A 13,839-nucleotide genomic window follows, 5' to 3' on the forward strand; every position below is an offset into this window, starting at 1 on the left:
GTGTTCAACATAATTAATTAAAATCGCTACAAAAAACTATCAATCTGGAGGTGGAAGGAGTTTATTGATTTTTAATATTTCTTTAAAAATCAATAAACAGAATCCGATATGCTGATTAAACGCCAATATCATATTTTAAAGCATTTAGTACAAGAGTTTAGATGGTTTTCCATAAATGAACTAGCTATTAAACTTAATTGTTCTACAAAAACAATACAAAGAGACTCATTATATTTACAAAAAAACCTTCCTAATAACTGGTCTATCAAAACTTGTAAAAATAAAGGTGTAAAATTATACAAACCTTTCAATGCATGCAATAAAGAAATAGAATTCTTATATTGGAAACACACTCTATTTTTTAAAACACTAATTATTTTATTAGATACAAAAGTATCATCTAATTCAGTATTAGCCGAAAAATTATATATTCAAAACAAAAAAGTACAGAACATTTTAAACGAGGTCACATATCACTTACATCAACACAATATAAGATTAAAAAGATCCCCATTAAGACTATCGGGAAAAAATGTGGATATACTCCTTATGTATTATGACTTATATATTAATGCATATAGTGATCAGGAGTGGCCTTTCAAACAATTCAAGCGTGAATTACTCATAGAATACTTGACAACAGTTGAAAAAGCTAAAAACATAATATTCTATAAAGACTCTATAAAAAAACTATCTTATTTTATTTGTTTATATTTAAAAAGAAAAAACAACGGGTATTCAATTTCATTAAAGCATTGGCAAGTTAAACAAATACAAAAATCATTTGAATATAAAAAATTAAGAGAAATCACTAAATGCATTTTCAAAAAACAGAATATTCAATTAACTAATTTAGATATTGTTATTTTTATCATGGCAATTAATTCTTCAGCGTATACATATGAAAAAGCAAAAAATCCGGAACCCATTTGTTCCTCAGAAGATCCTCCATGCCCAATTTTAAAAACTTTTATATACAAACTTGAAGAAAAATATAAAATGAACTTATTATGTGATTTTGAATTTATAAATTTATTAAACCAAATACTGTTACCTAAAAAACAGAATTTCTTACAATCTAATGATTGGAGTAACTATGTAACTACTTCTCATATAAAGAAAAAACACTCTGCTATCTTCTATTTAATTAACAAAAAATTGAGAAATTTACAAAAAGAATATAAAAATATTAATTCTAGTCTACATCCTAATATATCAACATCTCATGTCGCTTTATTAACTATGCATATAGTCACACGACAAATGAAACTACAAAAAAGAACTACTCAATTAATTTTATACACAAAGGAAGGCGAACATTGGAAAAGATATTTAATGGAATTCTTTAATTCAATATTCAAACAAAATATAAATTTTATAAATGTACACTATGAAGATTTAACAAGATTAAGCGCAGAATACTCAGATGTATCTTGTATTATAACTGATACTCCTATTAAAATTAATCACGTTCCAGTTATCTTTATTTCTACTATACCTACCAAGCGTAATTTAGAAGTAATAAAAAAATTCTTATAATTGAAATATATTAACAGTTGAACTATAAGGAAAATATCACCATTTTTACGAATAAATATTTTTACACATAGCAGTTAATATTCAAAGAAAATGTAAATATTGCTTAATATTAAAAATTCATTGTACATAACAAAACCGAAGTTTCATTACGAACTTCGGTCTTGTTTCTATATGAAAAAATTTATTTTTCGATAGCTTTAAATTTAAGAGAAGTATAACACATTTTAGAACCTTAAAGATCTAATAAAGTATCTTTTTAAATCTTTATTTTCCTTATTCAATATGCTGCTTCAAATACTGCTTATATAGTAAATAACATGTGCATAAAAACATACATCACCTAATTATTTTATTTTTTACGGAATCGAAAATCTAAAGGGCTTATTGCCAATCATACTATAGAGAACACTTCTTTTATTCTTAAATCTCATCTAACCTTTGCGATTAGCTTACCTACTTATGTTCTTTCTCTAAATTTAAAAAATCACATCATCATACTTATGAACTCATATGTGGCGAACAGTAACACATAACCTTCTAAATTTTATGGTCTTGATAGCGATCCCTATTCTTTCTGATAATTTCCATTTCAGTTGATGACCATTCTATAACACCCACCTTAGAAGACATTACACTATTTCTTAGCCATCTATTATCATCTGGGACGCTATAAGTATGGGATACCTCATGTTTAATTGTACTTTCTATACTACAAATCATATTATCGATAGGAACATCTTTAATAGTAACTAATGGAATGGATTCACCTTCTTCTAGACCTACCGTTTGTGGTAACATTCCTCCATAAGCACTACCATAATCCTTGTTAGCAGTAAACCCAATTACAAGACCAAAGCTACCTGAAAGATTAGAATTATCCGTTATATATTTAGTGTAATCATCAGCAAAATTATACATTATATCAGACCGATCCTGCCCCTTCGAATCCCATTCGTAAAATTGAATAGGAACATATTTAATATTATAGTATTCTTTAAAATCTTTCGTTCCATTTTCTACCAATTCTTTTGTTCGCGTCTTCCAATCAGAGTGTGCATCTCGATACTGTTTATCCACCGCGATTAAAACAGGAAGTGTCTTTTGTGATATACTCTTGAAATATTCTCTTGTGACATTTTGTTTTTTTATACGTTCCTGAGAATCTTCAGGACTTTGTTCCAGCGTCTTGGGATCTACTATTGGAATCACGTACTCAGCAGCAAATACAGAAACAGAACCTCCCAATGTGCTTATACCTAAAGTTATAGCTGTAGCAGTAACAAATAACGATTTTTTGAAACAATTTTTCACTTGTATTCCAGCTTTACATTTCATTTTAAAATCTCCTTATATTAAATTTTTACATGCGGTTTTTAAAATGAATATAATATAATAAAATATTATCCTATCATCTCTCTGAATTTAATTTTACTATTCCAATCTTATTTCTCTTAATTCACTACTTTTAATTTTTTATGAATTAATTCAAATTTAATCAATTCACAAAATCTATTTAGAGTCATCTGACTTTTTTCAGAATTTCTCTTATAAAAGGATTGATTAAGTAACTCATGCCTAAATTCATTAGTAAGCGTATTCTTCAAAAAAACTGAGTAAACCGGTTAAAGTTTCAATAGTTTTTATCTAACTTGAATCTTTGATTGTTAATTCCATATAATTTCTCCTTATAAATATTTTTGATTCTCTAAACTATCTCATAATATCAATCTACAAATTCTACTAAAAATCACTTTAACATAAATAATTTTTGATAATATATAATAAAGAACAAAAATAGATAGCTATCTTAAGAATGTGTATACAACTTAGAATCATGTGAGAGAAAAATGATGCTGTTTCACTCGTGCCGTTAATATGAAAAGAACAATTATTCCAATGAAAAATTTATCATTTATATCTTCTAATTCATAGCTGGTCCTTTTCACTTCTGGCAGAAGGTGAAAAATATTTCCCAAATCATTCTTTCTGACACCTGCTCTAGGGAATCCAGATCTATAGAAAATAATATATATTCATTCTTTTGCTTTCTACTAAGAATAAAATGTGCATATCGATTATTTTTACTAAATTAATTTCAAGAATCCCAACACTCCATTCATCTATTGCCCCCTCTTGAATAGTTTCCTTACTCTATCTTTTTGTAAAAAATAAGAATAGCTTCCGTTTTGCAGAATACCAATTCAATAGATATTTTATTTTCTATAAGGTGTTAGATTCACTACTCATACTACTTCTAAAAAATCTATATATAAAACTTAGAATCCTTTAATCTTTTATTACTAGGATTCTTTAAATCCCCTCTTTTTTTGAGCTCCCTATATAAACTACTTATATGACACCCTAATATCTTCGCAATAACAGGATATTCTATTTCTTTTTCATATAACCAAGTTGCATATTCACACTTTTCATCCCAAATTTTTTCTTTATCTTTCCTTTGTTTAGATCGTTTCTTAAATCCTTTTTCATATAATTTGTTTAATTCTTGGCCTACCTCACAGTTTTGAATACAATATTGAAATTCTTTATCTCTATAATTACATTCTCCGCAATGATTTTCTTTTAAATACAGAATTCTAATTTTTCGCTCAACTGCTTTCATATTCCTTCCTTCCGTTATTATTATATTTGTGATTAGTGCTGAGGCATTATCACATTATGGTATTCTCCACATTACATAAATCACCTGATAAAACATTATGTTTATAATTTACATTTCAAACTTTCACCAATAAAGTAACGATTTTTCTTACGCCCTCATGACAAATTTTATATATCTTCATCCTACCTTTATTCTTACAATCTACAATATGCAAACTTTTTAAAACCCATAAATGTTGAGATATTGTAGATTGTGGAAGCTCTAGTAGATCACATAATTCAGTCACACTACAGTTACCTCGTTTGATTAATTTCTCCAATATACACAAACGAACAGGGTGTCCAATTTTTTTTAATATTTCGGCTTGTTGTCTATATGTATAAAAAACATTCATTTAATACTCTCCTTACTATTTCCCTTATACTTTAGTTCGATATTTCAATTTTTCATATTGTGTTTATAATCTTTAAAACAGGAATTTCAATTATTTCTTTAAGGCGTATGTTTTTTGCATAAACATCTAAGCTACTCTTTTACCTTTAATGTATTAACAATTTATTATAGAATTTAAATCCTCAATAATTTCACCAACTTAACTTTATAACATTACTATTTTTATTAATTTAATGTTCCTTTATTTGTTTGTATTTTACAATGACTTTAATGTCTTTATTGAAGTCAAATAATACCTTTTATTAACGATATGTACCTAATTTTATCCAGATGGAAAAACATTAGTAGATGCAAGAGCATCCTCAACGGAATCCATGCATCGTGGTATTTCTGTTAACGTATTCGCACCCTACCTAATTGACTTTATTTGATATCAAATTAGATCATACTATGCAATTTTAACCTCCTAACATGTCCAATGTGCGTAATACAAGCAAAAAATCTTGTTTCACCGAGTCTTAATTCCTAAATTCCCACTATTATAATCCTTCAAAAACATATTACGAACTAAACAAAATTTTATTTATTACATTAGCCAATAACACTTTTTATCATGTACAACATAAATCCGCAAGCCTTTAATCAAGCAGGTCACTTCTTTACTTGATGAGATACAATTATTCGTAAAATAAGCTAGGCAGGAAGTACACGTATGAAGTATAAAAATAGCGTAAATACAAACAGGTGCTTCTTGCAACAGCAGCAACCATGACATTAGGGCGTACCACCTCAGCATTTGCAGCTGAAGAGGACAATATTTCAGTAATTTCATCACACACACTCAACGATATTGGGATACAGGTGGAAAAAATCATTCCAGAAAAAACATTACGGGACAAGTTTCTTAAAGCATTTGCTACCAAGGACACAATGAAGGCAGGAGTTAATACCGCCTTCCAATTTATTAAAGATGCACAAAAGGATGTTCCGAATTTTAATGATACTTTTAGAACTCTATTTATGGCAGGCACGGAGATCATTCCATATGCAGGGATAGTTATTTCACAGCTAGTTGGATTACTGTGGACAGAAAATAATGGTGTTTCATCACAGATAAAAGGGTTCTGTTGCAAAGTTTTTTAAATGAAGCTAAACTGTAGGGAAAATGTATTGAGGAGAATGATACATGCGATACTTTAAAGGAAAGCAGTTTAAGAAAGACATTATTTTAGTAGCCGTTGGCTACTACTGTCGTTTTTCTTTAAGCTATCGTGACGTATCTAAAATCTTGAAAGAACGTGGTGTATCGGTTCATCCTACAACCATCATGCGTTGGGTACAGGAATATGGCAATCTCATCTATCAAATGTCAAAGAAGAAAAACAAATCAGCACACCAGGCTTGGCATTTGGATGCGACGTATATTAAAGTCAAAGGAGAATTGTGTTATTTATATCGCGCCATTGATAGTGATGGACATACACTGGACTTTCAACTTCGAAAAACACGTAATCATCAAGCAGCTTATTCCTTCCTGAAAAGGCTGATCAAACCGTTTGGAGAACCATCGGTTCTTATGACAAACAAGGCTCCTGCTTTGTTTTGTGCATTTAAAAAATTACAAAAAGACGATTATTATACACATACCAAACACTGTACGATTAAACATCGTAATAATCTTGTTGAACAGGATCATCGACATGTCAAACGCCGATTTGTGAAATCAGCTGGATTTCAAACTCTTCGTCATGCTTCTCGTACTATTAAAGGAATCGCAACGATTCATGCTATATACAAACAAAAGAGAAGTCACATTCCAGACTTCTCTTTTTCGACGTATAAGGAATTATATCGATTATTCAGAATCCCTTAAACGTTAACCATATTGTGTGAATAACTTTATATTTTTTCAAATTTTGCAACAGAATCTTTATTATTTATTGGTTACAAAACCATCTCCATCTGATTGATATTTTTTCCCATCTACAGTGAAGTCTTTATTGTGAACTAGCTGACCTTTTTTACCAGTGATACTTCCATCCATATCCAAAAAGTACCATTTCTTACTACCATGAGGGAATTCTATCCATCCAGTAACCATTTGTCCCTTTTCAAGCTTTACTTTGTCATAACTTATAGCTTTTTCGGGAGTGAAGAAATAATATTCTTTAGATATGTTATCACGTACCCACCCAGTCATCATTTCTCCTCTTTTAAATGTGGTACCATTCCAATTTTTAGTGCCGTCTGCTGAACTGAAGTAATACCATCCATCACCTTGCTGTGACCAACCAGTTATTGGCCCTCCATCTGGATTTAGACACCTACCATATATATCAAATTGATATTCTTTACCATTAATAGTTTCTTTAGTGTCTCTATACATTTCTCCTTTATCAAATTTATTGTTTTTTTCAGTGCTGAAGTAATACCATGTATATGGAAGCAATGTTTTTAGCGATACATTCTCCATAAACCTATTCAAGCTTATTTCATGTCTCGTTGCAAATGAAGTTGAAATTTCTTTCCACCCAGTTTGAATCGAACCATCTAGATTATAGTAAAAAGTTCGTCCATTTTGATCCAGAGTCCATTCAGATTTGAGATTTATAGCTTGTTTAAATGCAATATTATTTATTGTTCTATTTAAAACGTCTTCAAGGTTGCTGCTAGTTCCCTTGATAACATTGTTAATAGATTCTGTAAGTTGATCATGGAGAGCAGATATAATAGGAACATTAGCAGGCGCAGAGTCGCGTTGGAACGCCATGTTTGGTAACGCCTCATTTACGACTTGATTTGCATGCTCTAAAGCCGGTTTAGCAAAGCTGTATATATAATCGATGTACTCCTTGGTATACTTTTCTTGCTTCCCTTTGTCCAAAAATTCCTTTTCTAAAACTGTATCATCAAAATTCAGTAAACTTTTTCCATTTTTTGAAATAAAATTCATGAAATGTATATGGGAAATCGCTAAAGTCATATATATCGGCAGCTCTCTATCTCTGTGGCCTGGTGTCTGACATTTTGCTATGATCGTTCTAAATTGATCATTAAGCCGTACAGCCTTGTTTTGTATGTTCATTCTTGGAGTAAGACGATCATTAATATAGTAAACCTCATTATGATTCACTAATTTTTCAAATTCTCTCATTTTCTCCTTTAAATCATTCACTTCTGCGCTAAGTTTCTGGTAATTATATTCAGTGATTTGTTCATGTGTCTGCGCAGCAATTTTATCCATCAATGCTTTTAACTGATTGTTTGCATGGGTATTGTCCTCTGGCCATAGTAGCCCAATTAATGGAGAAATAGCCATCCCTCCATACGGGATCAGCGCCGCTGCACCCATTGCTAAAGTTCTAAAAGTGTTGTTAAAATTCCCACCATCTGTCTGAGAATCTTTATACGCTTGCTTTAATGTATCCCCCCCTAATGAACCAACTGCTTTTAGAGTCTCTATGCTGAAAATTTTGTATTTTAAAATTTTAAAAGTTCCATCTTCTTCTTGTTTAAAAACAGGCCCAATATTTGCTGATAAAGAATTTGTTTGTGGTATTTGCACCATAATGCAATCATCCTTTCTAAATCAATTTTATTGTATATATTTCTAAAAAAAATTATCAATTTGTTTAATCGACAAACAAATTAATACTTGAATTTCTCAGCTAGTTTCCAAACTACAGTATATATACGAAAAAATACTTTTATCTAACATAAAAACTTTAATTCGAGTTTGAATTATATTTGTAGGGCATGTAAAATCTTATTACTAATAATTAGGATTTAAAATCATTATATTATTGTTTGTTCTGATGGTTTAGAAAATAAATTATCATTTCAAAATATGAATTGATAAAGTTTTGATTTTAGAATCAATGTAATATTTATGTAGATAAAAAACTAATACATATTTTAAACCTGATACAGGAGAAATGTGGACAGGGTGGTTGAGGGATTCTGGCAATTGATACTATATGAATAAAGGAGAAAAAACTGATCGGGATAAAGGGATTATGCTACATGACGAGAATATAGAATTAGATAACGGTAAGGGTGTGAATAAATGGTATAAATTCGGTTAGAATGTTGTAATGAAGGAATAAAAAACGAATCGATTCCTACTTTGCTATTAATAATATATTTTCTATACTTCCCAAATACATAGATTTCATTCACAATGATATAAAATCTTTCTCTATTAATATTTCACACTTCTTATTGGTATATTAATAAAGCCGACTCCATACATTGTTACAGATAAAAAAGTAATCTTCCTAATCAACTTATTATTGCTTGATATATTTTTTTCTTGAAGATCAGTAATAAGGTAATATCAGGCTGATAGTGCTTCCATTTGAAGAAATTTTTCATTTCCATACCAATCACACAACTTTTTAGAATCATAGTATCCTCCCACATTTTTTGAATCTCTTCAAATGTTTCATTCTTTCTATTATTCTCTACTATATTTAATGAATATCATACGTACAAAATACAACCCCCTCTCATTATGAAACATCTTGCTATCTTTCAAAAATATTCATTTCTTGTTATTTCTAATTATTATTAAAATCCATTGTAAATCAGCATGTTTCATATAGAATTATACAAAAATTCCTTTTATATCTAATTTGTCTTTAGGACAAACAAACAAGACATTTCATAGTAAAGCAATTTAAAATAATATTTAAATACATTCAATAATTTCAGGCAATCTCTATTCCGCTCTACTATCCCATGAACTCTATTAGAAAAATACATTCTAATGTTTCAATTCTTTTGAGTTACTATTTTATAAGTAAGATAGAAACTCCCCTTGCCACTCTAAATTAAAGATATGTTAAAATTTTTAATTTCAATTTTATCATACCGACTCTATCCATTTCTTTTTGTAAAATATAAGCGCATTTGCTTACGGGTTACAATATACAATCCTTAGGACTTTTACCTAGCTCTTAATAAAGAGATAGGATATTTTATTCGACAGAATGGAGGAATTAGATAATGACTGTTTCAATGCGGGGGAATAATGAAATTACAAAGCTTTTAAATAAGTGGTATATTGAAATTCGCTCAAGACGTATAGGAAATGCTCATCAATTAAAAGAAATAATTAATTATAAGATTCATAACATTGAAGAAGATCAGAATTTATTACTCTACTACTCACTACTAGATTTTAAATATCAATTTTTAATTAATAATTTAAATGTTTCACAAAGCAGTTTTGATGTATATGAGAGTTTTGATATGCCTACAGATAATTTCTTAGCTTATTATTACCACTTTTTCAAAGGGATTCATGCCTCTACTATTGGCAAATATCAAACCGCAAAAAAGAGTTATAAAAAAGCTGAAACTCTTTTGAACTGCATTCCTGATGAATTGGAAAAAGCGCATTTTTATTATAAAGTTGGAGCTTTCCATTATGACATATATCAATGGCTCTTATCTTATAAAAAAATATCAGAGGCAAGAGAAATCTTTGGTCAACATGCTGGGTATGAGATTAACGTAGCATTTTGCGATAATCTTATGGGCTTAGCTTGTACTAATTTGAGAGAATGGGAGCTAGCTGAAGAATATTTCATACAGGCAATGGATATGTTCCAAAAAATAGACGAAGAGCAATCCAATTTAATGGTGCGTCAAAATTTAGGATTAATGTATGCTATTCAAAACCTTTCACCATTAGCTATTAGATATCTTTCGGAGGTAAATCAAAAAATCCCTAACAATTATAAAGCACTATTTGTTGAGGCAAGAGAACATATAAAGGAAGGAAATCACTCTGTTGCAAAAGATCTCATAGAAAAAGGATATTCCGTTTGTGAAGAGGTTGATAATATAGAGTATCTACACCATTTTAAAATCTTAGACGCAATGAATAGAGATGTTCCTACCGAAGCACTGGAAAGGACAGTGTTAGAAAGTGTATCATATTTTAAAGAACAAAAACTCTTTGAATACATTAAGGAATACGAAGAGTATCTTGCTACTGCATTTTATAAGGAAAATAACCATGTTACTGCAAGTCATTATTTCTATTCATGTTCTCAAGCAGGAAAAAAAGCTTTTGAGAAGGAGACTTTAAAGTAAAAAACAATTCTCAGTTTAGTTGGTGTAATTACTATTTTTACTTTAATGTTTGGTGCCCAATCCCCTACAGAAACACAGAAATCTATTGATATTATTCAGTACGTACACGGAAATCATGGTGGCTAAACCCTTAATTTAATTCATTTTGAATAGCTTGTACATTATGAGAAGGGAAGAAATTCCCCCTCTTTTATAGACTATTTTATTTTGTCTATGTTTTTATTTCTATTTTACTGTATAGTCTATAAACTTTGTTTTCTATTCACTTTAATTCTTGTTGAATCGTTAGAATTATAAATTATTGTATCTAAATCTAATACAAATGAAGTGACCCCCGAAAGTTAGACAGGTCGTTCCATTAGGAAAAATTAAAGGGTATGAGCCCGGTATTGTACCGGGCTCATACCCTTTAATTTTTCCTTAATTCTTGTTTGAAATGTGTTATATCTTCAAATTCTTTTCAATACAGAAATTCTGATTTCATGATACCAAAAAAATTTTCAATAACGGCATTGTCATAACAGTTTCCGAAGTGAGACATACTTTGTGTTATGCCACATTACTTAAGAGAATGACAGTATTGTTTCATTTGATAGTGCCACCCTTGATTAGAATGAATAAAGAGTTTATCTTGATCTGTTACACGTTCAAGGGCTTGGTCCAACATCGTTGAAACAAGGGAATAGGTTGGTCTTGAACCAATTGTATACGTAATAATTTCACCATTAAATAAATCTAACATTGGTGATAGGTATAACTTCTCCCCAAATAATTTAAACTCCGTAATATCTGTAACCCACTTCTCATTTGGTTTTTCAGATTGGAAGTTGCGATTTAAAATATTCGGCGCAATTTTCCCAACTGTTCCTTTGTAAGAGCGATATTTTTTATACGAACCAGACATTTTAACCCTAATTCTTTCATACGACGATACCCATAACACCCACCATGTTCATCATAAATAGCTTGAATCCGTTCTTTTAACTCCGAATTTGAATCAGGACGATTGAACCGTTTGATTCAGTAATAGTACGTACTACGTGGAATATTTGCGAGTTGAAGTAACTCTTTGACAGGAAATTCATGCCTTAACTCATAGATTACTTGGGCTTTGTCTTGTTTGGTTATTGTTTCTTGTTTTAGACTAAGGCATTTAACTTTTTTAAATATGCATTTTTCATACGTAAACGTTCATTTTCCGCTTGTAGTGCTTCTATTGAGCCCTCTACTACTGGTTTTATTTTTTTATCTTTCATGGTTGGACGCCCCTTTTTCTTTGAATGTAGGGAATCCAATCCTCCTGTTTCATAAACTATTTTCCATTTCCGAAGTGTTTCATAAGACGGAATATTGAAAAGTGCCGCTGTTTCTCTGATAGATGTCCCCTGTTCATTCATATAATTAAGTACGTCTAGTTTATACTGGGTAGAGTAGGATGTATAGTGTTTTTCAAAAGCATTTTCACCTGAAGATTCATATCGTCTAATCCACTCACGAAGTAAGCTAGGAGTAACTTCTATAGATTTAGCAATTGTTTTTCCGCTTTCTGTACCATCTAAATATCGTTTCACTGCTTGGATTTTCTCTGTTGAAGAAAATTTTTTATGTTTGTAGAAGAGTCTTTTTTGATAAAGTAACTAACGTTTTCTTCAATCTTATTTTACAACATCCCGAATTCAGTCATTTAAATAAAAAGTTCAAGGTGATTATTCAAAACATCAGTAAAATCCTGTAAAAATTAGTTGATAAAAAATTAGAATATTAAGTAAATACATGTAGAATTATCTATTGCAGAACAAAGACGTTTATAATGTAAAGTAATTTATTATCATCAAACTGTTCGTTAAAAGTGTATTTAACGAACAGTTTGATGGATTTCATAGAATTGAGTATAGTAGAGGTATCAATCATATATTGATACCTCTCATCTTTTTCAAAAACTAGTATGGTATCCATAAATGTAATCCAGCTATTTATTAAAATAGTATTCTAGCTCAAAAATTCGAATAGTTAGTTTAAATATCGGTTTAAGTATTAGTTTAAAAATTAATTTACATTATTTGATTTGAGGTGTACAACATGAGTAACCAAGAAAAAGAAAAGTTTAAAATACTAATAGATAAACATAAAAGTAAAATGCCCTGGTATATCATAGAGTATGCAGAAATGAAAACAGCCCTCTCCCCCGCTACATTGTATGCTTACATTACTGAATTTGAAAAGTTTCTAAAATGGCTTATAAGTAATCGATTAGCCGTTGAAAACGGTAAGGTGGTCACTAATATATGTGATGTACCAATTACAACACTAGAAAATCTACCATTAAATGAAGCTAGAACTTTTCAAAGATATCTCCAGGGAGAAGGTATTGAGACAAGAGCTATTAACAGAACTTTCTCTGCTTTAAAATCCCTATTTAAGTACTTAGCTCAAAATACAGAGAATGAACATGGGGAAAATTACATCTCACGTAATGTAATGGAGAAAATTGAACTGCATAAGGAGAAAGTAGATGCAGCTGCAAGAGCAGATGATGTTGCAAACATGATATTTAATGAAAAAGATGATGTTGCCTTTCTTCAATTTTTAGCAAATGATTACGGAGAAATGTTGAAAGATATATCACCACGAAAGTATAGTTTTTTTCAACGGGATAAAGAAAGAGATATAGCCATCATAAGCCTCATTTTGGGTACTGGCCTTCGAGTATCTGAAGTAGCTAGTCTTACTATCTCTAGTATAAACTTCCGTCAGGGAACGGTAAAAGTGACTCGTAAAGGTAATAAAAGATCTTCCATATTAGCCACCCGGTCCTGCTTAGATGATGTTCAGGAATATATTAAAGTTCGTCCTAGTAAATATAACTGTCCTCAGGATGAAAACTTACTTTTCGTAACAAACTATAAAGGAAAATATACGCAGCTAACTGTTAGAGCTATTCAGAAGTTATGTGACAAATATTCAAGTGCATTTGATGAGAAGCGTAGCCCTCATAAACTACGACACACATATGCTACCAATCATTATAAGGAAAACAAAGATCTTGTATTACTCCGGGATCAACTTGGTCATACATCCGTAGAAGTTACTAGTATATATACGAATATTAATAATGAGAAGAAACGTGAAGCCGTTGATCGATTAGAAAGAAGACAATTTGAATAAAGTGAAAATAAATATTT

The 13,839-nt window shown here is 30.3% G+C and carries 9 protein-coding genes and 1 pseudogene; 5 read left to right on the forward strand and 5 right to left on the reverse strand.

Going from position 1 to position 13,839, the window contains the following annotated elements:
• Positions 1–108 precede the first annotated feature (108 nt).
• Entirely contained in the window at positions 109–1,539 is a 1,431-nt protein-coding gene (locus AU379_RS23685; RefSeq protein ID WP_061139791.1) for a helix-turn-helix domain-containing protein, read from the forward strand.
• A 537-nt stretch (positions 1,540–2,076) separates the two neighbouring features.
• Here the strand turns inward: AU379_RS23685 and AU379_RS31045 are convergent.
• From AU379_RS31045 to AU379_RS23700, 3 genes are all read right to left on the reverse strand, one after another.
• Positions 2,077–2,874: a hypothetical protein gene (locus tag AU379_RS31045; RefSeq protein ID WP_061139792.1), complete on the reverse strand. Its 798-nt coding sequence runs from the start codon at positions 2,872–2,874 to the stop codon at positions 2,077–2,079.
• 928 nt (positions 2,875–3,802) lie between these two features.
• Positions 3,803–4,162 carry a hypothetical protein gene (locus tag AU379_RS23695; RefSeq protein ID WP_061139793.1) on the reverse strand — a complete coding sequence of 120 codons (360 nt, stop codon included), beginning with the start codon at positions 4,160–4,162 and terminating at the stop codon, positions 3,803–3,805.
• A 115-nt stretch (positions 4,163–4,277) separates the two neighbouring features.
• Positions 4,278–4,556, reverse strand: coding sequence for a metalloregulator ArsR/SmtB family transcription factor (locus AU379_RS23700; RefSeq protein WP_061139794.1), 279 nt, complete (start codon positions 4,554–4,556; stop codon positions 4,278–4,280).
• Between the two features lie 767 nt (positions 4,557–5,323).
• On the opposite strand from AU379_RS23700, the gene AU379_RS23705 reads away from it, so the two are divergent.
• Together AU379_RS23705 and AU379_RS23710 are read left to right on the forward strand one after the other, a co-directional pair.
• Complete coding sequence (locus AU379_RS23705) at positions 5,324–5,698, forward strand: hypothetical protein (RefSeq protein ID WP_061139795.1); 375 nt, start codon at positions 5,324–5,326, stop codon at positions 5,696–5,698.
• A gap of 43 nt (positions 5,699–5,741) precedes the next feature.
• Positions 5,742–6,428 (forward strand): IS6 family transposase, encoded by a 687-nt coding sequence (locus AU379_RS23710; RefSeq protein ID WP_061139796.1) that lies wholly within the window; start codon positions 5,742–5,744, stop codon positions 6,426–6,428.
• Positions 6,429–6,488: 60 nt separating this feature from the next.
• Here AU379_RS23710 and AU379_RS23715 read toward each other — a convergent pair whose 3' ends face one another.
• The gene (locus tag AU379_RS23715) at positions 6,489–8,123 is read right to left on the reverse strand and encodes an insecticidal delta-endotoxin Cry8Ea1 family protein (protein ID WP_061139797.1); all 1,635 of its coding nucleotides are present in this window, start codon (positions 8,121–8,123) and stop codon (positions 6,489–6,491) included.
• A gap of 1,439 nt (positions 8,124–9,562) precedes the next feature.
• On the opposite strand from AU379_RS23715, the gene AU379_RS23720 reads away from it, so the two are divergent.
• Positions 9,563–10,657, forward strand: a complete 1,095-nt coding sequence (locus AU379_RS23720) for a Rap family tetratricopeptide repeat protein (protein WP_061139798.1) — start codon at positions 9,563–9,565, stop codon at positions 10,655–10,657.
• A 368-nt stretch (positions 10,658–11,025) separates the two neighbouring features.
• On the opposite strand, the pseudogene AU379_RS29870 reads toward AU379_RS23720, so the two are convergent.
• A pseudogene (locus AU379_RS29870) lies at positions 11,026–12,258 on the reverse strand (IS3 family transposase); the annotation flags it as partial.
• Between the two features lie 478 nt (positions 12,259–12,736).
• Between AU379_RS29870 and xerS the strand changes: the two are divergent.
• Positions 12,737–13,822, forward strand: coding sequence for a tyrosine recombinase XerS (gene xerS, locus AU379_RS23735; protein ID WP_061139800.1), 1,086 nt, complete (start codon positions 12,737–12,739; stop codon positions 13,820–13,822).
• Positions 13,823–13,839 lie beyond the last annotated feature (17 nt).

Source organism: Bacillus sp. JH7 (assembly GCF_001563515.1).
In the GTDB taxonomy this organism is placed as follows: domain Bacteria; phylum Bacillota; class Bacilli; order Bacillales; family Bacillaceae_G; genus Bacillus_A; species Bacillus_A cereus.

What these genes read in the sequence shown, in the direction of transcription:
- AU379_RS23715 (WP_061139797.1), bottom strand. Translation starts at nt 8,123, where the DNA reads ATGGTGCAAATACCACAAACAAATTCTTTATCAGCAAATATTGGGCCT.
- AU379_RS23710 (WP_061139796.1), top strand. Translation starts at nt 5,742, where the DNA reads ATGCGATACTTTAAAGGAAAGCAGTTTAAGAAAGACATTATTTTAGTA.
- AU379_RS23700 (WP_061139794.1), bottom strand. Translation starts at nt 4,556, where the DNA reads ATGAATGTTTTTTATACATATAGACAACAAGCCGAAATATTAAAAAAA.
- AU379_RS23695 (WP_061139793.1), bottom strand. Translation starts at nt 4,162, where the DNA reads ATGAAAGCAGTTGAGCGAAAAATTAGAATTCTGTATTTAAAAGAAAAT.
- AU379_RS23720 (WP_061139798.1), top strand. Translation starts at nt 9,563, where the DNA reads ATGACTGTTTCAATGCGGGGGAATAATGAAATTACAAAGCTTTTAAAT.
- xerS (WP_061139800.1), top strand. Translation starts at nt 12,737, where the DNA reads ATGAGTAACCAAGAAAAAGAAAAGTTTAAAATACTAATAGATAAACAT.
- AU379_RS23705 (WP_061139795.1), top strand. Translation starts at nt 5,324, where the DNA reads ATGACATTAGGGCGTACCACCTCAGCATTTGCAGCTGAAGAGGACAAT.
- AU379_RS23685 (WP_061139791.1), top strand. Translation starts at nt 109, where the DNA reads ATGCTGATTAAACGCCAATATCATATTTTAAAGCATTTAGTACAAGAG.
- AU379_RS31045 (WP_061139792.1), bottom strand. Translation starts at nt 2,874, where the DNA reads ATGAAATGTAAAGCTGGAATACAAGTGAAAAATTGTTTCAAAAAATCG.